Here is a 20,990-nt window from a genome sequence, read left to right as displayed (position 1 = left end):
GGGAAGCCCGCAAGCTCCTACTCGTGTACGTCCTTGGACCGGTAAAGGGCCAAGCCGCGAATGAGATCAAGGGCACGGGATAATTGGTAGTCGTCCCGGGCCGTCGAGGTTTTGTCGTCCTCTTCCGCCTTGGATCCCTCTTCCTTCGACTTGTCCGGAGACGCGTCTTTTGAGGACTTGTCCGTATTGACCAGAGCATTCCGCAGGTCGGCTTCGCTGCGCATACCCGTGGGTCGGTCGATGGTCTCGATCCGAGCCGGTTCCACGAGGATGTCGGGTTCAATCCCCTTGGCCTGGATCGAGCGGCCCGAGGGCGTGTAATAGCGGGCCGTGGTCAGGCGGATGGCGCCATGGCCGGGCAGGGGCATGATGGTCTGCACGGATCCTTTGCCAAAGGATTTGGTGCCGACGAGCAACGCCCGGCGGTGGTCCTGCAGGGCACCGGCGACGATCTCGCTGGCCGAGGCCGAACCGCCATTGATCAGCACCACCAGGGGCAGGCCTTCGGCCAGATCTCCGGGGCGGGCGGCGTAGCGCTGGGTGTCCTTGCTGTCACGCGAGCGGGTGGAGACGATTTCACCCTTGTCCAGGAAAACATCGGACACGGCGATGGCCTGGTCGAGCAGACCGCCCGGGTTGTTTCGCAAATCCAGGACATAGCCCTTCAACTTGTCGCCCAACTTGTCGTGGATCTTCTTCATGGCGTCGCGCAGGCCATCTTCGGTCTGTTCGGAGAAGGTGGTAATGCGGACATACCCCACGTCCCCTTCCGTGCGCGAGCGAACGGAGCGGATTTTGATCACATCACGGGTCAGGGTGACGTCGAAGGGCTCCTTGCCCTCCCGGCGAATACCCAGGGTGATGTCGGTGTTCACGGGGCCGCGCATTTTCTCGACGGCTTCGTTCAGGGTCAGCCCGAGAACCGGTTCCCCGTCCAGGGTGGTGATGAAGTCACCGGGTTGCAGGCCCGCTTCTGCGGCCGGAGTGCCGTCGATGGGAGAAACGACCTTGACGAAGCCGTCTTCCATCGACACCTCGATGCCCAGACCGCCGAATTCGCCACGGGTCTGGACCTGCATGTCCTCGAAACTTTTGGGGTTCATGTAGCTGGAATGGGGGTCGAGGGAGGTCAGCATGCCATTGATGGCCGCTTCTACCAGAGCCTCGTCACTGACTTCTTCCACGTAGTCGCGTTTGACCCGCTCGAAGACGTCGGCGAACAGGTCGAGGAGTTGGTAGGTATCCTCGCCCTTCGCGGCTTTCGCCGCACCATCGTCATAAAGGGTTCCAAAGGTGAAGGCCGTGACCGCAATGGCACCGGCCGAAATCCAAGTTTTCCAGGAGGTCATCCGCTCGCGTTGCCTTTGCTTGCCGTGAGCCAGGGGAGTGGATTGATGGGCTGCCCGTCGCGGCGCAATTCCACATAAAGAGATGGCGAATCGTCGTTTTTGCTTCCCATGGGAGGCATCAACCCGACAGGTTCACCCGCCGCGAGCCTTTGGCCGACAATGGCGTCTATTCGGCCAAGACCCGCGAGTAACGTATGGTATCCTCCGCCGTGATCGATGATCAAGAGATTCCCATATCCTCGAAACGGTCCAGCGAAGACAACCACCCCATTGTGGGGGCTGACAACCTGTCCGCCGGCGCGTGTCTGGATGCGCATCCCCTTCAGGGTGTCGCCCAAATCCGTCCTTTCCCCATAGCGTGCCGACAGCCGTCCCCGGGCCGGGAAGGGCATGGCCCCCCGCGCGCCTTCGAAGGCGGCTGCGGACAATTGGACATCTGGCGGGCGGGAGGCGGTTTCGGCCATGTTCTCCACCGGACGATTGGATGGAGCGGGCCGACCGGTGGCCGCCGTCTGATCCGCTGGAGGTGGGGAGGGGGCATTGGGGGAGGCTGCCACGGATGCGGTCTCGCTCCCGTTTGGTCGGTTGGGGGGGCTGGCGGGGGGAATGCGCAGTGGCGGCTCGTTCGGGAGAGCCGTCTCTTCCGGTTCCTCGGGTTTGGGTCGGATGGCCAGAGCTGCGAGGCGTTCGGCCTCCCGTTGTTGCAGGCGCTGACGCTCCTCCGTTTCCCGTTTCAGTTTTTCCTCTTCCAGGCGGGCCATCAAGTCGCGGAGGTCCTTGGCATCCCTGGTCAGCTTTTCCATACGGGCGGTTGCGGCTTCGCCTTGGGCGCGCAGGTCACGGACCATGCTGCGCTTTTCTTCGACCAGATCGCGCAATTGGGCATGTTCGGCCCGGAGGGAATCATTGGTGGCCCGGATCTGGGCGCGTTGGGCGCGCATGGCCGTGTCCAGATCACGCAGGGTTTTGATCTGGGAGACGATCTCGCGGGCGTTTTCCTCGATCTGCGGAATGGCCGAGCGCAGGAGGATCGCCCCACGCACCGTATCGGCGGGGGAAACGGGTTGCACGAGAAGGGCTTCCGTGGGCCGCCAGGCGAGGCGCTGGATCGCGGTCAGCACGCGGACCACCTGATCGTCCCGTCGCGCCAAGGCGTCGCGCAGGGCCGTGTCCCGTTTGCGCAGGCCGCCGAGTTGGTCTTCCAGATTGGACAGGGTTTCCTCGTGATCCTGGACTCGCTTCGCTGCGGCAACCAATTGCTCGCTGAGATCGGAGAGTTCTTGTTCGGTGGTTTTTGCCTGTGCATCCAGCCGCTCCCGTTCTTCGCGCTCCCGTTGCAGGGCGCGTTCCACGGCTTTCAAGTCCTTGGGGGAGGGATCCCCCGCCGCCCAGGACTGGGGGGCAGTCGACGCGCAGAGCAGCGCCGCTACCGCGCCCAGGGTCAGGGCGGCCCGAGAGGGGAGGGCCGGGCGTTTAACCCTGCGCACCGGATGCCTGACTGCCTGAGGCGGCCACAGGCTGCGAGATCAGGCACCGCCCGGTCATTTCCGCAGGTTGTCCCAGGCCCATGAGGGCAAGGATGGTGGGGGAAATGTCGGCCAACCGTCCTTCGCTGAGGGTCGCACCCTCCGCTCCGTTGACCAGCAGCAGATCGACCTTGCCCACCGTATGGGCGGTGTGGGGCTCTCCGGTTACCGGGTCGCGCATCAGTTCCGCATTGCCATGATCCGCCGTGACCAGCATCACTCCACCGGCGGCGGCGATGGCCTTTTCCAAGCGGCCCAAGCTGGTGTCGATGGTGGCAGCCGCTTTCATGGCGGCCTCCAGCATGCCCGTATGGCCCACCATGTCGCCATTGGCGAAGTTGGCGATGATCACGTCAAAGCTGCCGGATTCGATGGCTCCGACCAGCTTATCGGTGACCTCCGGCGCGCTCATTTCCGGCTGTAGGTCATAGGTGGCGACCTTGGGACTGGGAACGAGGATCCGCTCCTCCCCCTCGAACTGGGTTTCCTCGCCACCGTTAAAGAAGAAAGTGACGTGGGCATATTTCTCCGTCTCGGCGATGCGCAGTTGCTTCAGGCCCGCCTTGGAGACCACTTCGCCCAGGATGTTGGTCAGGGTTTCGGGGGCGAACAGCACCTTCATAAAGGCATTGTGCGCCTTGGAATATTCGGTCATGGCCAGCGCCGCAGCCATCTTCGGTGCGGTTCGCGCAAAGCCATCGAAAGTGGGGTCCAGCAGGGCCTGACTGATCTCGCGGGCACGGTCGGCGCGGAAGTTGATGAAGAAGATCCCATCCCCTTCGGCCATGCCCGCATAATCGCCGATAACCGTAGGCAGGACGAATTCGTCTCCCTTGTCCTTGGTCTCATAGAACTGGCTGACGGCGGTTTTGGGGTCCGCTGCGCTTTCCCCCTTGCCCAGGGCCATGGCGTCATGGGCGAGCTGGACCCGGTCCCAGCGCTTGTCCCGGTCCATGGCATAGTAGCGGCCTGAAACGGTGGCGATGGGGGCGTCCGGTCCGGCGTCTTCCATGAAGCTGTCGAGGAAACCCAGGGCCGAGCGCGGCGGGGTGTCGCGACCATCCAGGAAGGCGTGAACCTTGGTGGGGACGCCGGCCTCGGCGATGGCCTTGGCGACGCAGGCCATGTGGTTCTGATGGCTATGCACGCCACCCGGAGAGAGCAGACCCATCACATGGGCCGTCCCGCCACTCTGCGTCAGGGCGTCGATGAAGGCGGTCAAGCCGGGCATGGTTTTGATGGAGCCATCGGCCACCGCCGCATCAATGCGCGGCAGGTCCTGCATGACCACCCGGCCCGCGCCCAGGTTCATATGGCCCACTTCCGAATTGCCCATCTGCCCATCGGGAAGGCCGACGTCATGGCCGCTGGTCTCAATCAAAGTGTGCGGGCAACTGGCCATCAGGCGATCCCAGTTCGGGGTGTCAGCCTGGGCGATGGCATTGTCTGTGGGGTCGTCCCGATGTCCCCAGCCATCCAGGATGCAAAGAAGCACCGGGCGGTGAACCGCCGGGCGGGGCTGTTTCGGGGTGGAGGCAGCGTGATGGGTCATCTGGGTTTCCTCGCTCGGGGACCGTTCCGTCTATCCGTCTTCCCCCTGTATATAAAGTCCACGGGGATCAAGTCAAAACCGGAACCACCCGGCGAGCAAGAGGGTTGCGGGCGAGAGGGTTGCGGCATGCAGGGTAATCGGTTGATGTTACGAATGCCTTAAGGTCCGGAAAACGGAGCGGGGCGTTCACATCGGATGGGTTGAGGAAAGGATGGGTCGAGGAAAGGACCGACGGAGATGATGCGGAAATACGCTTATCTGCTGGCTTTGGCCCGGGAGCGGCATTTTGGCCGGGCCGCGCAGGCCTGCAATGTGTCCCAACCGACCCTGTCCAACGCCATCCGACAGTTAGAGGAAGACCTGAACGTTCCCATTGTGGAGCGGGGCCGGACCTTTCAGGGGTTTACGCAGGAGGGGCAGAAGGTTCTGGAGCATGCCCGCCATGTGTTGAGTGAGCAGGACGCCCTCATCCAATCCCTGCGCCAGGGAAATCTGGGACTGGGGGGGACGGCCAAGCTGGGGGTTATTCCCACCGCCCTGCCTGCGGTTGCTCATATCCTGGCCCCCTTTGCCGAACGACACCCCAAGCTGCGGGTGTCCTTGCGGTCCATGAGCTCGCGCGAGATCCAGCGGGGCCTGTCCGCCTTCGAGTTGGACATGGGGATCACTTATGTCGACAACGAGCCCCTCTTGGGTGTGCGCTCCCGCCCTCTCTATATAGAACGCTACTTCCTGCTCACCCGGCGGACCGGTCCCCTGGAAGGACGGACCGGTGTTGGCTGGAGAGAGGCCGCGGAGCTGCCCCTTTGCCTGCTCACCCCGGATATGCAAAACCGCCGTATTGCCGAATCCGCCTTCGAGCGGGCCGGAGTCTGCGTCACGCCGGAGGTGGAAACCAATTCCCTGATGAACCTGTTCACTCTGGTCCGTCGGGGGCATTGGTCCAGCGTGGTTCCCGGTCAGTTGCTGACCGTCGTTCGCGCCGATCCAGACCTGGTCGCGCTGCCCCTGGAATCCCCCGTGACCACCTATACCGTGGGTTTGGTTTATGTCGACCGGGATCCGCCCACGCCCTTGGTGACGGCGCTGCTCGAAATGATGTCCACCCTCGATTTGGCCACGACCATTGGCGAGGAGACGGAACGGGCGCGGGCCATGTCCGGAGGGACGTAAGGAGATTGCTATCGCTTCTTGGGGCTTTGATAGCTTTTTGCTATCGCCGCATGGAAAATTAAAATTTGAACATTGCGTGACTTTCATCCCAATCTGAACCAAGCCCAGGCAAAGGGTTGCCGTATTTTAAAGGGGAGGAAACATGGCTGATCGCGCTCCGTGGTCCGAAGACCGCGCCCGATCCATTTTATCCGAGTTCCAGGACATGCGCGGTGCCCTGCTGCCCATGCTGCATGGGCTTCAGGAGGAATTCGGCTGCATTGATGACCCGGCTATTCCCCTGCTGGCCGATGCGCTGAACCTGTCCCAGGCCGAGGTTCACGGGGTGGTCAGCTTCTACGAGGATTTTCGGACGACACGCCCGGGCCATCATGTGCTGAAAGTCTGCCGGGCCGAGGCCTGCCAGTCCATGGGAGCCGAGGCCCTGCTGGCCCATGCCAAGGCCCATCTGTCCGTTGACCGGGGTGAGACCTCTGCGGATGGGGTTTTCACGCTGGAAACCGTGTTCTGTCTGGGCAATTGTGCCCTCTCCCCCGCCGTTCTGATCGACGAAGACCTGTATGGCCGGGTCAGCCCGGACCGTCTGGATTCCCTGCTGGCCGATTATCGCGAGGGAGCGGTCGCATGAGCCCCCAATCTGAAAGCACCCTCCGGGACGCCGTGACCGTCTATGTCCCCCGGGACGCCGCTGCCCTGTCCATGGGGGCCGATGCCGTGGCCCGGGAAATCGCGGGGGAAGCCGACCGCCGGGGCCATGCCGTGAAGATCGTCCGCAATGGGTCCCGAGGCCTGCTCTGGCTGGAAACCCTGGTGGAAGTGGCCCTGCCCGAGGGTCGGGTGGCCTATGGTCCGGTGACCAAGGGCGATGTGGCCGGTTTGTTCGAGGCCGGATTCCTGGAGGGCAAGGACCACGCCCTGGCCCATGGCCTGACCGAGGAGATCCCCTATCTCAAGCGTCAGGAACGGCTGACCTTTCAGAATTGCGGGATCATCGATCCGCTTTCCGTGGCCGACTACCAGTCCCATGGCGGTTTCGTCGGGTTGGAGCGGGCGCTGTCCATGGACCCCGCCGCCATTTGCGCCGAGGTGACGGACAGTGGTCTGCGGGGCCGGGGTGGGGCCGGATTCCCCACGGGCATCAAATGGAAGACGGTGCTGGAGGCCCAGGGACCCCTCAAGTTTATCTGCTGCAACGCCGATGAAGGCGACAGTGGAACCTTCGCCGACCGCATGATCATGGAAGGCGATCCCTTCCGCCTGATCGAGGGCATGACCATTGCCGCCCTGGCCGTCGAGGCGACGGAGGGCTATGTTTACATCCGTTCCGAATATCCCCATGCGGTGGAAACCATGCGCGAGGCCGTCCGTCTGGCCGAGGCCGAGGGCTGGCTGGGCAAGGGGATTCACGGCTCGAAGCGGGATTTCCACCTGGAGATCCGCATGGGCGCCGGGGCCTATATCTGCGGTGAGGAAACCTCCATGCTGGAAAGCCTGGAAGGTCGCCGGGGGCAGGTCCGTGCCAAGCCGCCCCTGCCGGCTCTCGAGGGGCTCTTTGGTAAGCCGACGGTGGTGAACAATGTTCTGTCCCTCTGTTCTGTGCCGGTGATCCTGTCCAAGGGTGCGGCCTATTATCGGGACTTTGGCGTGGGGCGCTCCCGGGGAACCCAGCCCTTCCAGTTGGCAGGGAATATCCGCCATGGCGGAATCGTCGAGAAGGCCTTTGGCATCACCCTGCACGAGCTGCTCTATGACTTTGGTGGGGGAACGGCCTCGGGTCGTCCGGTGCGCGCGGTCCAAAGCGGGGGCCCCCTGGGCGCATACCTGCCCGCCAGTCTGTTCGATACGCCCAAGGACTACGAAGCCTTCGCCGCCCAGGAGGCGATGGTCGGCCATGGCGGCATCGTGGTGTTCGATGACACCGTGGATATGGCCGCCCAAGCTCGTTTCGCCATGGAGTTCTGTGCGGCGGAAAGCTGCGGCAAATGCACCCCCTGTCGGGTCGGTTCCCAGCGAGGTGTCGAGGTCATCGACCGGATCCGCGCCGGGATCGAACCCGCTGCCAATCTGGTCCTGTTGGAGGACCTGTGCACGGTGTTGGCCGACGGCTCCCTTTGCGCCATGGGCGGGTTGACCCCCATGCCCGTGCGCAGCGCCCTGAAGCATTTCCCCGAGGACTTCGGTCCCTCGGCCCTAACCACGGAGGCTGCGGAATGACCCGGCTCAAGGACACCGACTACGGAACCCCGGCCGTGGAGAGCGGCGCCCCCGTTTCCCTGATGATCGACGGTCGCGCCGTGACCGTGCCCGAGGGCACCTCGATCCTGCGCGCCGCCGCCGAGGCGGGGATCTCCATTCCCAAACTCTGCGCGACCGACAGTCTGAAGTCCTTCGGCTCCTGCCGCCTCTGTCTGGTGGAGGTCTCGGGCCGCCGGGGAACGCCTGCCTCCTGCACCACACCGGTGGCCGAGGGCATGGAGGTCATCACCCAGAACAAGCGTCTCGGCGATCTGCGCCGGGGAGTGATGGAACTGTATATCTCCGACCATCCGTTGGACTGCCTGACCTGCTCGGCCAACGGCGATTGCGAGTTGCAGGATATGGCCGGGGCCGTGGGCTTGCGTAAGGTGCGCTATGGCTACGAGGGGGAGAACCATCTGGAGGCCCCGACGGATGCCAGCAACCCCTATTTCTCCTTCGACGCCAGCAAATGTATTGTCTGTTCCCGTTGCGTCCGGGCCTGCGAGGAAACCCAGGGGACCTTCGCCTTGACCATCGAGGGTCGGGGTTTTGAGTCCAAGGTCGCTCCGGGCGCCGGAAGCAATTTCATGGACAGCGATTGCGTCTCCTGCGGCGCCTGTGTCCAGGCCTGCCCCACCGCCACGTTGATGGAAAAAAGCGTCATCGAGCAGGGCCAGCCCGAGCATGTGGTGAAGACCACCTGTGCCTATTGCGGTGTGGGGTGCTCCTTCGATGCGGAAATGCAGGGTGAGACCGTGGTGCGCATGACACCGTCCAAGGAGGGCGGCGCCAACGAGGGCCATTCCTGCGTGAAGGGTCGCTTTGCCTGGGGCTACGCGACCCATAAGGACCGCATCACCAGCCCGATGGTCCGCGACAAGATCACCGACCCCTGGCGGGAAGTCTCCTGGGAGGAAGCCATCTTCTTCGCGGCGGAGCGCCTGAATGCCATCAAGGCCGAGCATGGCCCCCTGGCTCTTGGGGGGATCACCTCCTCTCGGTGCACCAACGAGGAAGTCTTCGTGGTGCAGAAGATGATCCGCGCGGCCTTTGGGTCCAACAACGTCGATACCTGCGCCCGGGTCTGCCACAGCCCGACGGGCTATGGCCTGAAGGAAACCTTCGGCACCTCGGCGGGGACCCAGGACTTCAAGAGCGTTGAATCCGCCGATGTGATCCTGCTGATCGGTGCCAATCCCACCGATGCCCATCCGGTCTTCGGCTCCCGCATGAAAAAGCGGTTGCGGGCGGGCGCGCGGCTGATCGTTGCCGACCCCCGTCGGGTGGATCTGGTCAAGAGCCCCCATATCCGCGCCGAATACCATTTGCAGCTTCGGCCGGGCACCAACGTGGCCCTGGTCAACGCCCTGGCCCATGTGGTGCTGAGCGAGGGTCTGGAAGACCGTGCCTATATCGAGGACCGCTGCGATCCGGAGGCCTTCGCCGCCTGGGAAGCCTTCATCCGCGAGGAGCGGAATTCTCCGGAGGCTTTGGAAGCCGTCACCGGCGTGCCTGCGGGTGACGTTCGGGCGGCTGCCCGGCTCTACGCCACGGCGGGGAATGGAGCGATTTATTACGGCCTGGGCGTGACCGAGCACAGCCAGGGGTCCACCATGGTGATGGGCATGGCGAACCTCGCCATGGCCACGGGCAACGTGGGCAAGGAAGGTGCCGGGGTAAACCCCCTGCGCGGTCAGAACAATGTCCAGGGGTCCTGTGACATGGGCTCCTTCCCCCATGAACTCAGCGGCTACCGGTCCGTTTCCGACGACGCGGCCCGGGGGCTGTTCGAGGCCGATTGGGGCGCCAAGCTGTTGCCCGAGCCGGGGTTGCGTATTCCCAACATGTTCGACTCCGCCATCGGTGGGACCTATCGCGGTATGTTCGTTCAAGGCGAGGACATCGCCCAGTCCGATCCCAATACACAACATGTCCAGGCGGCCCTGAAGGCGCTGGATTGCCTGATCGTCCAGGACCTTTTCCTGAACGAAACGGCGGCTTTCGCCCATGTCTTCCTGCCCGGCACCTCTTTCCTGGAGAAGGACGGGACCTTCACCAACGCCGAGCGGCGGATCAACCGGGTGCGCCCGGCCATGCGTCCCAAGAGCGGCAAGGACGAATGGCAGGTGGCCTGCGATCTGGCGACGGCCATGGGCTATCCCATGGCCTATGCCCACTCGTCGGAGATCATGGACGAAATCGCCCGCCTGACCCCCACCTTCAAGGGGGTGAGCTTCGCCCGCCTGGATGCCGAGGGCAGCCTGCAATGGCCCTGTAACGACGCCGCACCCCATGGCACCCGGACCATGCATGTGGGCGGCTTTGTTCGCGGCAAGGGGCAGTTTGTGGTGACCGAATTCGTCGCGACGACCGAACGGACCAGCCGCCACTATCCGCTGATCCTCACCACTGGCCGGATTCTGTCCCAGTACAACGTGGGCGCCCAGACCCGGCGGACGGAAAACTCCAGTTGGCATGCCGAGGATATTCTGGAGATCCATCCCCACGACGCGGAGAACCGGGGCATCGTCGATGGCGACATGGTATCGCTCGCCAGCCGGATGGGTGCCACGGCGCTTCGGGCCAAGGTGTCCGGACGCATGCCCCAGGGCGTGGTGTACACCACCTTCCACCACCCAGTGACCGGGGCCAATGTGGTGACCACCGACAACTCGGATTGGGCAACCAGCTGTCCGGAATACAAGGTGACCGCCGTCCAGGTGGCCAAATCCAACAGCCTGGCCAACTGGGCGCGGGAGCAGGCGCCGGTTCGCACCTTGGAAGACCTGAAGGAGCCCGCAGAGTAATCCCATGGGCAAGGTGATGGGAGATCAAGGGGGACGCGGAGTGGGGACCAGCCACTCTGCCTTCGCCGCCGGATCCGCCTTTCGGGGCGGTGAACGGCGGGAAGAGGTGACGTGGCATTTGGCCGAGGAAACCCCCGTGGCCTTCGTCTACAATACCGAGCCCCATGCGGTGATGATGGCGACCCCAGCGGATTTGGAAGATTTTGCGCTGGGGTTTTCCATTGCCGAACAGGTGGTCGCCCACCCCAAGGCCTTCCTGACCGTGCGGGTCGAGGAGGAAGGGGTGGGGCGCCGCCTGTGCATCGCCGTGGATCCCGATGAGTTGGGTCCGGGGGCGCTGACCGAGCGGACCCTGGCGGGAGGATCCGGATGCGGGCTTTGTGGTTTGGCGGAAATCGGCCAGGCCCTGCGGCCCCTTCCACCGGTTCCGGGCCTCAAGAGGGTCGTTTTGGCGGAGGCGATCGTTCAGGCCTACGAGGCTTTTCGGGATCACCAGCCCATGAACCGTCTGAACCATTCGGTCCACGGAGCAGCCTTCTGCGATCCCGAGGGACGGATTCTCCTGTGTCGCGAGGACGTGGGCCGACACAATGCCTTGGACAAGGTTATCGGGGCCATGGCCCGGGCGGGGTTTGATCCATCGGAGGGCTTCGTTCTGTTGTCCAGCCGTTGCGGTGCGGAGTTGGTCCAAAAGGCTGCGGCTGCGGGGATCTCCCTGCTGGCCACACTGTCGGCGCCGACGGCCCTGGCTGTGGATCTGGCCCGGGGGGTGGGATTAACCCTGGCGGCACGGAATCGTTCCGGAGGCGTTATTCTCTTCCAATAGACTATGGCCTATTGGGTGTTTCAGTAAGGGGTTGATGTTGTCTTCTGGTTATACGGGCCTTTTGGTCTGTTTTTGTGGACTGGAGACTTCTGAATAAATATGGACCCTTGTCCTTTTAAGAGGGCCGGGGAGAGTATTCCATAAGGTGAGTCACCCTCTTGGGAAAGGGTAATAAAAAGACGTGAGAGGGTGCGGCCGATCCAACGCAAAAAAACAAAGCGGGAGGTCGTTACGTGAATATTATAGAGGGACTAAAAAAGGAACATATCGTCGCGGGGGAGGACTATAATCGGTGGCTTGTTCCACCGGCTTCTATCGCAATCCATCTATGCATTGGCTCTGTCTATGCCTGGAGTATTTTTAATCCGGCCCTGATTAAGGAATTGGGAGTCGTGGCCAGTGCGTCCGGCGACTGGTCGTTGAGTTCGGTTGTTTGGATTTTTTCCGTTGCCATCGTTTTTCTCGGACTGTCTGCGGCCTTCGCTGGCAAGTGGTTGGAGCAGGTGGGACCACGGATGGTCGGATTCGTTGCGGCTTGCTGTTGGGGGGGGGGATTCCTCATCGGCTCCGTGGGTATCACCACGCACCAATTGTGGCTGATCTATTTAGGATACGGGGCGCTTGGCGGCTGTGGGCTCGGGCTTGGCTATGTGTCGCCCGTCTCGACGCTGATCCGGTGGTTCCCGGACCGACGCGGTATGGCCACGGGTATGGCCATCATGGGCTTTGGTGGCGGGGCCATGATTGGCGCGCCGCTGAAGGAATTCCTTCTGAAACTGTACTATCAGGCCCCGACATTCCTGGGGCCGGTGGCGGATGTCCCCATGACTACGGAGAATGGGGTGCGCTTCGCTACGGTCAATGGCAGCCCCGTCGAGGTGGTCGTGGCCTCGGCGGCCGATATGGCCAAGGCGATCATGCCGGGACCTGAGGGGGTCTATGTGGTGGGCACGGGCAGCACCGGTGCTGCGGCGACCTTCTTCACCCTGGGGATTCTCTATACCATCGTGATGATTGCCGCCTCCTTCTCCTACCGTGTTCCTCGGGAGGGATGGTTGCCCAAGGGATGGACGCCTCCCCAGGCCGGTACCGCAGCCAAGAAGATGATTTCCTCGGCCCATGTCCACATCGATCAGGCCCTGAAAACGCCCCAGTTCTGGCTTCTCTGGGTTGTGCTTTGCGCCAATGTGACTGCCGGGATTGGTGTGATCGGCGTGGCCAAGACCATGATGACCGAGATTTTCGGGACCACCATGCCCTTGATCGTCAACGGTGGATTCGCGGCGACCTATGTTCTGATGATCAGTGTGTTTAACATGGTCGGGCGTTTCTTCTGGGCCAGCACATCGGACTTCCTGGGGCGAAAGAACACCTACTTCGTCTTTTTCATCCTCGGTATTATCCTGTACATGTCCATTCCCTACGCCGCCCAGCAGGTGAGTGTCCATCCGGCGGTTGTCTGGTTGGTCATGTTCTACGCGGCGACGATGATTATCTTCACCATGTACGGTGGCGGTTTTGCGACCATCCCGGCCTACCTTGCGGATATCTTTGGGACCAAATACGTGGGGGGGATCCATGGGCGGCTGCTGACCGCCTGGAGTACCGCCGGTGTCCTGGGGCCTTTGGCGATTACCCAATTGCGCCAGCATTCCCTGACCAACGCCCTGCATGATTTGGCTGGAGTGATTAACAACGAGACCTTCGTTACGGCCTTTGGCGCGGGGAAGGAGAAGTTGGACGAGCTGATTGCTACCAAGACGGTGACCATTGGCAAGTTGATGGAAATCGCTCCCGCAGGAACCACCGACCCGACGCCCAGCCTGTACAATACGACCATGTATACTATGGCAGCTCTGTTGGTTGTTGGGCTGATCGCCAACATGATGGTCCGTCCGGTGCATGAAAAACACCACATGGTCCATGATGAAGTGGAAGACCCCGTGATGTAATTCTAAAGCGCCTTATGGCGGGTTAGAGTACTTGATGATGCGCCTCTTCATGAGAGGCGCATCGTTTTTTTGTGCGATTGCCCAAGCCCATTTGAGGGCAAATGCCCCCAAATCCCCATTTTTTTATGGCCTGGGGTCTGGGGCCTCACGGCTCCAGTGGGGGACGGGGCAAAGCCCCGTGACGGGAAAACGTCCGCTACCGTGTACCTTAGTCGACTGCGTGTTTTTTTGAGAAAAGAGGAAATAAAACAATGAAGAAAGGGCGACCTTCCAAGGGATTTGCCGGGAAAATGTCGCAGAGAGCAATCCTTTTTGGTTGGGTCACAGGGGAGAAAATCTGGGATAGCATCATCCCTAGATCGCGTCCCTGTTCTTCCCGAGCAGCCGGGGATGCGGGCCTCTCTGGGTCGATACGCCTGAAATCTGGCCCGATTTTAGGCGGTGCTGTCTGACCCGAAGTGAGACAGGAGAACGGCCTCTCCGCGAAGCGCAGGTTTAAACCCTCCCGTGCTTTGTTCGCCACTCTTGATCTTCTGTCTTCCTTGCGAGGCCTTTTGGCGGCGCGTTCCCTTCCCAAGGAACGCGCCGCTCTTTTTTTTATCAAAGGTCTGAAATCGTCGGCTTTGGGTTCTCTTCCTGACGATTCAGTGTCTTGAAGGGCTGCGTTTCATAAGCTCCGTACCAGCGCCTCCAGCAGCGAATCAATCAGGGCGGTCAGCGGCGTCCTCCAGGGATTCTGCTCCCGGCGGAACAGGCGTGCGGTGGGGTACCACGGGGTGATTGGGGCCCCATTTCCCCAGCGCCAATCGGGGCGGGACCCTAAAAGGACCCAGCAGGGCTTGCCCATGGCTCCGGCCAGATGCGCCACCACCGTGTCCACGGTCACAACTCCATCCAACGAGTCGATGATGCGCGCCGTGTCCAGCAGGTCTCTGGCCTGGGCGATGGGGGCCATGTCCATGGGGAATGGGGGGGGAAAAGAGGGGGAGGCGTCTCCCCATTGCAGGCTGGTCCACCGGATACCGGGACAGGCCGAGAGGGACGCAAGGGCTTCTCTGGGGGGGTCCCGTCGCAGCTCCGGTCGGTCGCTGGAGCGCCAGACCATCCCCAGAGCCAAGCCGGTCCCCTTGCGGGGCGTTTCGGTGATCGGCGGGGTGACCGGGGCGAGGGGGAAGGGTGGGTAGGGAACAGCGTCCTCTAGGGGGGCTCCCTGGGCAATAAGGCCGGGCAGGCTGCCCAGGGCCACTCTCAGGTCCGTGGGGGGGAGATTGCCCTCGGGCGAGAAGGGAACGACGAGGTCAACGGTGGGAATGGCCTCTATCAGACGGCGCAAGGGGGCGTGGCACTCCACGATCACCCGACCGGCGCCGGAGATCTGGGGCAGGTAGCGCAGAAACTGCACCCCGTCTCCCAACCCCTGTTCCGCGGTGACCAGCAGCGAGCGGCCTTCGAGGGCCGACCCGTCCCAGGACGGAGCGGTCAGCGCCGCCCTCTGCCAGCCGGGCAGGGCGAGGCGCGCCTCATAAAGGGCGAAGCCCTCCGCCCAGGCGCCCCTTGCAAGCAGGGCATGGGCCAGGGCCAGACGGCTGTCCTGTCTGTCGGGAGCGAGGGTGAGGAGGCGCCGCAATACCGCCTCGGATCCCTCCGTATCCCCCGCATGTCGCCGCAAGAGGGCGAGATTGTGGAGGACATTGGTATTGGTGGGATGGCGCTCTGCCAGGGCTTCCTGGTCCACCAGGGCCTGCTGGGGGCGCTCCAGGTCGTCCAGAACCTTGGCCCGGTGAAACAGGGCGCCGTCGTCCTGTGGGGAGAGGGTCAGCGTTCGGTCGAGGGCTTCCAGGGCTGCCTCCGCCTCGCCCAGGGCCGTCAGGGTCTCGGCCAGCAAGCTCCAGGCGTCGGGTTCGTCGGGCTCCAGTGCCAGGAAGGCGCGCAGAGGGGGGACCGCATCCTTGGGGGTCTTGGCCTTCAAGGCCCGGATGGCGGCGTCCAGATGGTCGGCAGCCCCGGCCATAAGTGCATGTCCTTTTTCCGGTTCAGTTACAGGACCAGCAGGGTACACGGCGTCGGCATCCTTTTGAACCGGTGAAGAACGGGATTACAGCTTCTCGAAGAAGGCGTCCACTTCGCGTTTCGCGTCATGCAGGGTGATGCCATAGCGTTGCTGGAGCTTCCCCACCAGGTTTTGGTGTTTCCCCTGGACGACCTTCACGTCGTCGTCGGTCAATTTGCCCCAGCGTTCCTTGGCCACGCCAGCCAGCCGGTTCCAGTTGCCTTCGATCTCATGGCGATTCATCGGGCGCTCTCCTCGGTTGGAAAAGGGTAACACCCAGGAAACGAGCGAGGGGCATTAGGGTTCCGAATAAAAAAAACCCCTGGGCAAGCCCAGGGGTTAAGTCGGAACAGGGAGGTTTCACGTCTGGAAGACGTAGGACACCGAAACGCGGCGCCCTGTGCCGGATCTCTCCGGCGGAATTGGCGGCACAAGGGAGGAGAGCCACCAAATCTGTCTGCATGTGCGATGCAACATGCGATGACTTGTTTTTACGCTTTGGACCCCTGAACCACCATGTGAATTTCGACAGATAGGCTATGCATCGGTCGCATGGCTTTGGTCGACGGTCCTGTAGAGGCGTCTTCCTCTCTTGCTTTTCCTTTTTAAATCAATTGGATAATGGTGAACGTGGTCCGTTGATGACGGAGATTTCCTTGATCAGAAAGTCTCGGAACACCGTCACCCGCTTGCTGTGTCGCAATTCTTCGGCGTAGACGAAGTAGATGTTTACGTCAGGGCCATGCTCCTCCGGGAGAATTTTCACCAAGTTGGAGGATTCGCTGGAGAAATAATCGGGCAATGCAGTGATGCCGAGTCCGCTTTCTGCCGCGCGAAACATGCCGTAAATATTGTTCAGCTTCAGAATGGGTTTGCGCGGTCGCCCGTCTGCGGTGCCAGCGGTCAACAGCCAATTCATTTCCTGCACAGGCGGTTTGAACTCCTCGCCGTAGCTGATGATCTTGTGGTCGTCCAGGTCTCGCACATTCTTGGGCACACCATATTTCTTCAAGTATTCTGGGGCAGCGAAGACATGATAGGGCATGCTGAGCAGGTGGCGCTGGATCAGGTCCGGCTGCCTGGGCGGCACGAAACGCAGGGCGACATCCGCCTGACGCATGGCCAGATCCAGCTCCGTATCGTTCAACGCGATGGTCACGTTGATATCTGGATACCGCTCCATAAAGCGGCGGATGCGCGGCGTCAGCCAGAGCGACCCAAAAGCCAGCGTGGTGGTGATGGTCAATGGCCCTTCTGGTCGTTCCTTGGACTCTCCCAGTTTGGCCTCGACGGAAGCCAACCTGCCAAAGACCTCGTGCACCGTTTCAAAGAGCAGTTCTCCCTGTTCGGTGAGGATCAGCCCCCGGGCATGACGGTGAAACAGGGACACCTTCAAGCTTTCTTCCAGGGCACTGATCTGGCGACTGACGGCCGACTGGCTGAGATTCAGCGTTTCGCCCGCGTGGGTGAAGCTGCCCGCTTCAGCTACGGCGTGAAAGACTCGCAGCTTATCCCAATCCATATTGCCCGCTCCGTGCGGCATTGGCTTCTCCCCAAGGCCGGACTTTCATTGTCCAGCGACACCCATGGGCCTCCCCGCCCCTGGGTATCTGTTCCGACTGAATGACTGGCCCCTCTTTTTCGGGGGCTGCCCGCAGATTGCCCTTTTTGGGACGGCGGAGTCAGGTGCGTGGCCCCCGCGTTGAGGGCCGGATACTGAGCCCTCAAGGCGAGGGCCGAGTGCTTATTCCTCTGCGAGGGCCAGGAAACGGTCGGCTTCCAGGGCGGCCATGCAGCCCGTTCCCGCCGCCGTCACAGCTTGACGGAAGATGTGGTCCTGCACGTCCCCTGCGGCGAAGACGCCAGAGACATTTGTTGCGGTGCTATCGGGTTTGGTGACGAGATAGCCGTTGGCGTCTTTGTCCAACTGATCCTTGAAGATTTCCGTGTTGGGGGCATGGCCGATGGCGACGAAAACCCCCTCACAGGGCAGGGTGCTGGTTTCGCCTGTTTTGACATTTTTCAGGGCCACGCCCGTGACACCGGGGGGCGTCCCACCGCCCAGAACTTCTTCAACCACGCTGTCCCAGATCACCGAAACCTTGGGGTTCTTGAACAGGCGGTCCTGCATGATCCGCTCGGCCCGCAGTTCATCGCGGCGATGGATCAGAGTCACCTTGCTGGCGTGGTTGGTCAGGTAGATGGCTTCTTCGACCGCCGTGTTGCCGCCGCCGATCACCACGACCTCTTTTCCCCGGAAGAAAAAGCCGTCGCAGGTGGCGCAGGCTGAGACGCCCATGCCCGCCCATTGTTGTTCGCTCTCCAGACCCAGCCAGCGGGCCGAGGCGCCGGTGGCGATGATCAGGGTCTCACCGATGTAGGTGTCTCCGGAATCGCCCTGACAGACAAAGGGACGCTTGGACAGATCCACGTCGACAATCAGGTCGTGGACCATGGTCGTTCCCACGTTCTCGGCCTGGGCCTGCATCTGCTCCATCAGCCAGGGGCCTTGGATGGCATCGGCAAATCCGGGGAAGTTTTCCACGTCGGTTGTGATGGTCAACTGGCCACCGGGTTGCAGGCCGGCCACCAGGATCGGAGACAGATTGGCCCGCGCGGCATAGATGGCGGCGGTGCATCCGGCAGCGCCGGAGCCAAGGATCAGAACTTTTGTGTGGTGCTCGGTCATGGTGGTCCAGGACTTAAAGAGGGTGAAAGAGTGGCATGAAGGTCCCCCGCCCTTCGTATGGGCCTCCGCGCGAAGGAGCCAAAAGAATAGGGGGCCTCCGATGCGGGGTAAAGGGAGCAAGACCCAAAAACCTTGGCGGAAGAAGAAAAAGCGAGACGCCCCGAGAGGGACGCCTCGCTTCTCACAAGGATCGGCCCGCTTGTTTTGCGGGTCAGGATCGAATGCTTACAGCTTGTCGGCGTTTTCGGACAGGTATGCGGCCACGCCTTCGGGGGTGGCGGTCATGCCCTTTTCGCCTTCCTTCCAACCGGCGGGGCAGACCTCGCCATGGGCGTCGTGGAAGGCCAGCGCGTCGACCATGCGCAGGGACTCATCAACGTTCCGGCCCAGGGGCAGGTCGTTGATCACCTGGTGACGGACGTTGCCTTCCTTGTCGACAAGGAAGCTGCCGCGCAGGGCCACGCCACCGGGCAGCAGCACGCCGAAGGACTTCGCGATGTCCTTGGTCAGGTCGGCGACCATCGGGAACTGGACGTTGCCCAGGCCACCTTCGGCCACGGGGGTCTTCTTCCAGGCCAAGTGGGTGAAGTGGGAATCGACGGAGATGGCAACGACCTTGCAGCCCTTCGCCGTGAAGGCGTCCATGCGGTGATCGTGGGCCAGGATCTCGGAGGGGCAGACGAAGGTGAAGTCCAGCGGGTAGAAGAACACGAGGCCGTAGGATCCAGCCAGATAGCTCTTCAGGTTGAAACCCTCGTCGATGGAGTTGTCGCCCATCACAGCCGGAGCGGTGAAATCAGGAACGGGCTTGCCAATCAGGTTGCCGACGCTATCGGTCATCGTCTTTGGTCTCCAGTATCGAGAAATGCGGGCATGCCCGAAAAGGGGATGCCGCCATGGGTTTTTTTAGGTCAATTCCGATTTCCACGCGACGCGCCCCACCAAGGGTGGCATGGGCGAGCGAGGAAAAGGCGCGAAAGGATCGGTCTCCCTCGGGCGCCCATAATGTCGGTTATGGGATGCCTCGGCGCAAGGCCCACCGGATGACTTTTCCGAGGATCTCATGGGGTTGTTCCAAAAAGAGGGCGTGGAACTTTCCAAAGATTGCGTCACCTCGCATTGTCGTTGCGTCAGGGTGCGAGATGCGTGTAATTTCCTTTCGTGGGCTAGGTAGGTCCTCGGTTGGAGAGTGTGGGCCGGTGACCCGGCCTGTGTGACATAGTTTCGTGACCTCCGAACCCGGATGGGACGGGGGCGCCTTTTGTTGAAATGGGCAGGGTTCCATGGTGACGCAGCGGGTCAAATTGGACCGCATCGACCGAAAGATTCTCACCGATCTTCAGAATGACGGTCGGATGACCAACGTGGATTTGGCCAAGCGGGCTGGAATTTCCGCGCCCCCCTGCCTGCGCCGGGTTCGTGCGTTAGAGGAATCCGGGTATATCCGGGGCTACCATGCGGAGCTGGACCCGGTTTCCCTTGGGTTTAACGTTTCCGTCTTCGCCCATGTGGGCCTGAACAGCCAAGCCGAATCGGATTTGCGGGCTTTCGAGGATCTGGTTGGTATCTGGCCTGAGGTTCGGGAGTGCCACATGCTTGCCGGCGATACGGACTTCCTATTGAAAGTGGTCGCCCATGACTGGGATGACTATCAACGGTTTCTGACCGAGCGGCTGACCTCGGCCCCCAATGTGGCCCATGTGAAGTCGGCCCTGGCGATTCGCACCGGCAAGCTGTGTCCGGGCGTGCCGGTCACCGATCATCCGGATGGCGACCCGAGGCGGGATACGGCGTAAAACAGCCTCTCTCGCCCCGGGGCTTCCTTCACGGCAAAAGGCGAAGGGTACCGGTGGTGCTGCCCGCCTCCAGGTCCGCCTGGGCTTGGGCGGCTTCAGCCAAGGGGTAACTCCGCCCCTCGGCGACGCTGAGCCCCTCCCGCAGGACATCGAACCATGCCTCTGCCGCCTGTTCGTAACCCCGGCGATTGCCCAGGTGGGCCAGGATGCTGGGGCGGGAGAGGAAGCGGTTGGTCAGGGAGGCTGGGTCAATGGGGGGTAGAGGGCCACCCACCATGCCCACATTGGCCAGGAGGCCGAAGGGGGCGAGGCATCCCAGGCTGCGGGTGAAGGTTTCGCCGCCAATGCCGTCGACGATGAAATCCACCCCTGTTCCATCGGTCTGCGCCCGTAGGGACTCGGCGAAATCCTCCTGGTCCCGGCGGATGACGTGGTCCAGGCCATGGGCCAGGGCGAGGCGTGCTTTGTCCTCGGAGCCGACCACACCGAATGTTTCCGCTCCCAACCGCTTGGCCCATTGGACCAGGATCAATCCCAAGCCTCCGGCGGCGCCATGGATCAACAGGCGCTGACCCGATTGGACCTGCCCGACCGTATGGAGCAAGAGATGGGCCGTCAGCCCCCGGAGGAAGGACCCGGCGATTTGCTCGTCGGGTAGGTCGTTGGGCAAACGGACCGCCGCACTGGACGGGACAACCCGGGCCTGGGCGTAACTTCCAATGGGAGCGCCCGCCATGGCCACCCGGTCACCGGGGGCCAGGTCGGTCACGCCGGAGCCGACCTCGGCCACGACCCCCAGGGCCTCCACCCCCAGAGGTGCGGGGAAGGCGGGGGGCTTGTGCAGTCCCTTGCGGTGGTAGATGTCGACGAAATTGACGCCGATCGCTGTCTGTTCGACGAGAATGGCGCCAGGGCCGGGAGGGCCGGGATTGATGTCCCGGACCGAAAGCCGGTCGACGCCGCCCGGGGCGTCCATGCAAATCATCATGACCATAAGGAAAACTCCGTTCTTCGTTAGATCAAACCGCCTTA

At 62.3% G+C, this 20,990-nt stretch carries 16 protein-coding genes; 7 read left to right on the top strand and 9 right to left on the bottom strand.

Going from position 1 to position 20,990, the window contains the following annotated elements; genetic code table 11:
- Positions 1-17 precede the first annotated feature (17 nt).
- From ACLIRY_RS15170 to gpmI, 3 genes are read right to left on the bottom strand one after another with little or no spacing between them, the layout of a single operon-like run.
- Positions 18-1,349 carry a S41 family peptidase gene (locus ACLIRY_RS15170; protein ID WP_413206256.1) on the bottom strand — a complete coding sequence of 444 codons (1,332 nt, stop codon included), beginning with the start codon at positions 1,347-1,349 and terminating at the stop codon, positions 18-20.
- Positions 1,346-2,836 (bottom strand): murein hydrolase activator EnvC family protein, encoded by a 1,491-nt coding sequence (locus ACLIRY_RS15165; protein ID WP_413206255.1) that lies wholly within the window; start codon positions 2,834-2,836, stop codon positions 1,346-1,348. Before ACLIRY_RS15165 ends, ACLIRY_RS15170 begins: the two co-directional genes overlap by 4 nt.
- Positions 2,823-4,427 carry a 2,3-bisphosphoglycerate-independent phosphoglycerate mutase gene (gene gpmI, locus ACLIRY_RS15160; protein ID WP_413206254.1) on the bottom strand — a complete coding sequence of 535 codons (1,605 nt, stop codon included), beginning with the start codon at positions 4,425-4,427 and terminating at the stop codon, positions 2,823-2,825. Before gpmI ends, ACLIRY_RS15165 begins: the two co-directional genes overlap by 14 nt.
- 237 nt (positions 4,428-4,664) lie before the next feature.
- Here gpmI and ACLIRY_RS15155 point away from each other — a divergent pair, with 237 nt between their 5' ends.
- From ACLIRY_RS15155 to ACLIRY_RS15130, 6 genes are all read left to right on the top strand, one after another.
- Complete coding sequence (locus tag ACLIRY_RS15155) at positions 4,665-5,600, top strand: LysR family transcriptional regulator (RefSeq protein WP_413206253.1); 936 nt, start codon at positions 4,665-4,667, stop codon at positions 5,598-5,600.
- Between the two features lie 142 nt (positions 5,601-5,742).
- Positions 5,743-6,228 (top strand): formate dehydrogenase subunit gamma, encoded by a 486-nt coding sequence (locus ACLIRY_RS15150; protein WP_413206252.1) that lies wholly within the window; start codon positions 5,743-5,745, stop codon positions 6,226-6,228.
- On the top strand, positions 6,225-7,814 hold the full coding sequence (locus ACLIRY_RS15145) for a formate dehydrogenase beta subunit (RefSeq protein ID WP_413206251.1): 1,590 nt from the start codon (positions 6,225-6,227) through the stop codon (positions 7,812-7,814). Before ACLIRY_RS15150 ends, ACLIRY_RS15145 begins: the two co-directional genes overlap by 4 nt.
- Positions 7,811-10,645: a formate dehydrogenase subunit alpha gene (gene fdhF, locus ACLIRY_RS15140; RefSeq protein WP_413206250.1), complete on the top strand. Its 2,835-nt coding sequence runs from the start codon at positions 7,811-7,813 to the stop codon at positions 10,643-10,645. Before ACLIRY_RS15145 ends, fdhF begins: the two co-directional genes overlap by 4 nt.
- Positions 10,646-10,649: 4 nt before the next feature.
- Entirely contained in the window at positions 10,650-11,471 is an 822-nt protein-coding gene (gene fdhD, locus ACLIRY_RS15135) for a formate dehydrogenase accessory sulfurtransferase FdhD (RefSeq protein WP_413206249.1), read from the top strand.
- Positions 11,472-11,704: 233 nt separating this feature from the next.
- Positions 11,705-13,423 (top strand): OFA family MFS transporter, encoded by a 1,719-nt coding sequence (locus ACLIRY_RS15130; protein WP_413206248.1) that lies wholly within the window; start codon positions 11,705-11,707, stop codon positions 13,421-13,423.
- A 667-nt stretch (positions 13,424-14,090) separates the two neighbouring features.
- Here the strand turns inward: ACLIRY_RS15130 and ACLIRY_RS15125 are convergent.
- The 5 genes from ACLIRY_RS15125 to ACLIRY_RS15105 all read right to left on the bottom strand — a co-directional run bounded on the left by ACLIRY_RS15125 (position 14,091) and on the right by ACLIRY_RS15105 (position 19,002).
- Entirely contained in the window at positions 14,091-15,434 is a 1,344-nt protein-coding gene (locus ACLIRY_RS15125; protein ID WP_413206247.1) for a tetratricopeptide repeat protein, read from the bottom strand.
- 84 nt (positions 15,435-15,518) lie between these two features.
- Positions 15,519-15,716 (bottom strand): CsbD family protein, encoded by a 198-nt coding sequence (locus ACLIRY_RS15120; protein WP_413206246.1) that lies wholly within the window; start codon positions 15,714-15,716, stop codon positions 15,519-15,521.
- A gap of 367 nt (positions 15,717-16,083) precedes the next feature.
- Entirely contained in the window at positions 16,084-16,995 is a 912-nt protein-coding gene (locus tag ACLIRY_RS15115) for a LysR family transcriptional regulator (RefSeq protein WP_413206245.1), read from the bottom strand.
- A 222-nt stretch (positions 16,996-17,217) separates the two neighbouring features.
- The gene (gene trxB, locus ACLIRY_RS15110; RefSeq protein WP_413206244.1) at positions 17,218-18,162 is read right to left on the bottom strand and encodes a thioredoxin-disulfide reductase; all 945 of its coding nucleotides are present in this window, start codon (positions 18,160-18,162) and stop codon (positions 17,218-17,220) included.
- A 225-nt stretch (positions 18,163-18,387) separates the two neighbouring features.
- Complete coding sequence (locus ACLIRY_RS15105) at positions 18,388-19,002, bottom strand: peroxiredoxin (RefSeq protein WP_413206243.1); 615 nt, start codon at positions 19,000-19,002, stop codon at positions 18,388-18,390.
- A gap of 443 nt (positions 19,003-19,445) precedes the next feature.
- Between ACLIRY_RS15105 and ACLIRY_RS15100 the strand changes: the two genes are divergently transcribed.
- Positions 19,446-19,958, top strand: coding sequence for an Lrp/AsnC family transcriptional regulator (locus tag ACLIRY_RS15100; RefSeq protein WP_413206242.1), 513 nt, complete (start codon positions 19,446-19,448; stop codon positions 19,956-19,958).
- Between the two features lie 28 nt (positions 19,959-19,986).
- Here ACLIRY_RS15100 and ACLIRY_RS15095 read toward each other — a convergent pair whose 3' ends face one another.
- On the bottom strand, positions 19,987-20,952 hold the full coding sequence (locus ACLIRY_RS15095) for a quinone oxidoreductase family protein (RefSeq protein ID WP_413206241.1): 966 nt from the start codon (positions 20,950-20,952) through the stop codon (positions 19,987-19,989).
- Positions 20,953-20,990: the final 38 nt, after the last annotated feature.

The organism is Rhodospirillum sp. A1_3_36 (assembly GCF_047263945.1).
Lineage (GTDB): Bacteria > Pseudomonadota > Alphaproteobacteria > Rhodospirillales > Rhodospirillaceae > Rhodospirillum.
Note: the sequence above shows the minus strand (reverse complement) of the source record. Positions and strands in the feature narration are given on the sequence as shown.